2 protein-coding genes are annotated in these 2,335 nt (G+C 59.7%); both read right to left on the minus strand.

Features of this window, described 5'->3' with window-relative positions; all coding sequences use genetic code 11:
• The coding region (locus AC3IFE_RS21235) for a hypothetical protein (RefSeq protein WP_489191852.1) at positions 1–1,293 on the minus strand (1,293 nt) is incomplete at its 3' end.
• Between the two features lie 50 nt (positions 1,294–1,343).
• The coding region (locus AC3IFE_RS21240) for a DUF3396 domain-containing protein (RefSeq protein WP_489191853.1) at positions 1,344–2,335 on the minus strand (992 nt) is incomplete at its 5' end.

Genomic DNA, 2,335 nt, shown 5'->3' on the forward strand with positions numbered 1-2,335 from the left:
ATCGATCAATACATCTTCGACCTTGGCGGCCGCATTCGTCGGCGCTGTCCGAAGCAGCGATGTGAGCAACGATACCGTGAGAAGCGGCTTCAGGAAAAAGGTCGCTACAGCCTTGCGCGCCAAATACGGATACTCTTCATCGCTCAATTCGTAGCGGGTGAAGTCGATCGAAAGTGCGCGATCGTCCCGGCCAGCGCCAAACATTGCTCTATCCATCGCGCTGCAAAGCCGATAGTTGCCGTTGCGCAGCCACGCCACCATCCAATCTGCAAGTGCATTGCCCGGATCGTCGACAAGTGCGCGCACCATCGAATCCAGACGCTGTAATTTGATGGTGTCATCGGGGCGAGTTAGTAGATCCTCGGCGAATCTGCGAACCGCGTCGACTTGTCCCGTGCTGACGAGTTTCGAGAGCGCGATGTCCAAAAGTCCGATGGTCGAGTGGCTTTCGCCGCCAACTCCACGAAGTGCGTGTAAAAGCTTCTCACGTAAATCCTCGGCCAAGGACTCAGCTTCGAAGGCAAGGATTCTCGCCGCAACGTGCAGCGTCTGACTCCCTCCGTTGGCGACAGCCATGGCGGCCATTCGATTAAGCTCCGCAACGCGCTCGGGCGGTGCGCCTTTGACCCTGTTCGCCGCCGCAGAGAGCAGTTGGCCACGGAATACGTCGTCGTCGTTAGCATCCTGCGCCGCCGCGAGCGCGCCGAGTAGACGGTCCCACTCCGCGGCGTCCAACATCTCAATCTGGCCCAACGCACAGAGCGCACTCAACCGCTGCCGCTCGGTGCCGCTCTCCAAGAATTCGTAGGCGCGGATGGTAAACAGTTCGCGGTCGACGTGGACGCCGGTCTTAATGGCGATGACAAGGTAGGTGTCCGCGTTGGGCACACCTTCGTCGATTAACGCGAGCAGGTCCATCGGACGCGTCGGCTCTGCCCCGCACCACACAGCGAACTTGTCGATATGGAGGCCAGCCGCCATATCATTGCCGCCGCCGACTCGAAGGAGCTCGACGACGCGTAACATTTCCCTGACCGATCCTGAAATTCTTGGGATTAGCTGTTCGTAAAGGTGCTGCCCATTAAAGAAATTCGTTCCCCGATGACGCTCGACCGCCTCAGGGGTAACAACTGCGAGCAGATCGATCTCACCCTTGTTGTGCATCTTAGCGAGCAGGTCGATCCTATGGCTGTCCTCGTGCGGCCAGTCGCGGCCATACTCGCCAAACAAGGCGTCGACGAGCGTTCCATCAGCTGCCTTCGCCAGTATTGCATCTCGGTCTCGATCGCACACGTCACTCATCTCCGAAACCCAACCAAAATTGCCAGAGAGCACTCCCCACGTTACGCTGTTCCGCCGGACACCTTCTGCTCCTTGTGTAGCTCAACCCAAAAACCGTTGAGTTGATCATCTGGCACGTCGAACCGATGCAACCATGTCTCGGTCGCTACGACGGTATTTAGCAGGGGCGCAGTACTGTCCAGTGTCCCGTCTTGCAGCGTATCGACGTCATCCGCGATGATCGGCCGCAGCGCGCGGTTCAGAATGACGTACGCGGCGGGTGGCGATACGGGAATGCCTGGTCCATTGGATACGCCGGACTGCGGCGCGACGCCGGCCTGAATAATCAAGCCCCCGTTCCCCAGCGGAATACGGGCGAACCAATCGGGCGGGAGTCCGAGTGCCGATGCGCCGCCGACAGCCGCGACTAAGTCCGCATCGAGCGCGTTGAGCCAGTCAACGGTCTTGATCTTCGTGTAAAGCTTACGAACGGTGGAACGCATTGGATCGCCGACGTCGATTCCCGGCCCGAAACGGCGCGCGTAGAAATACTCGCTGGCTTCGTTTGGTCGCCGCCCCATTGGAGGCACATTCACGGCCAGCCCGCCGTGACCGCTAACTATCGGCAACGCTTCTGCGAACGCGCGGAACATCGCCTCGAACACGCCGGGGCGGTGGGCGATAAACGCACGCGGTACCGTGAAGACCAGTCCGTCGAGACCGCGTTTCCGTGCAGCCTTCTTTTCGCTAAGCGCGAACACCGTGAATTCATAGAACCCGGTCGCGAGCTTGTGCTCGGCGCTGGTGATCGCGACCGCAAGGGCCTCGTCGGAGGGAACGCTCGTCGCGAGACTTTCGAATCCCGGAGACTTGTCGTACTGGATCGGTTCTTCTCCCTCGGAATAGAACCAGCGCAGCGGCCCGGACTTTGACGGCGTCTGGCCGGCCGCCACTTCGAGCGCGTGTTGATATTCCTCGATCGCCGCGTTGTACTGCTTGAAGCAGCGCACCAGCTTTTGCCGAACCTCCGACGTGAAACCGTTGCGGAAGTAAA

It is taken from the genome of Burkholderia sp. APQ4-4ca (assembly GCF_057837105.1).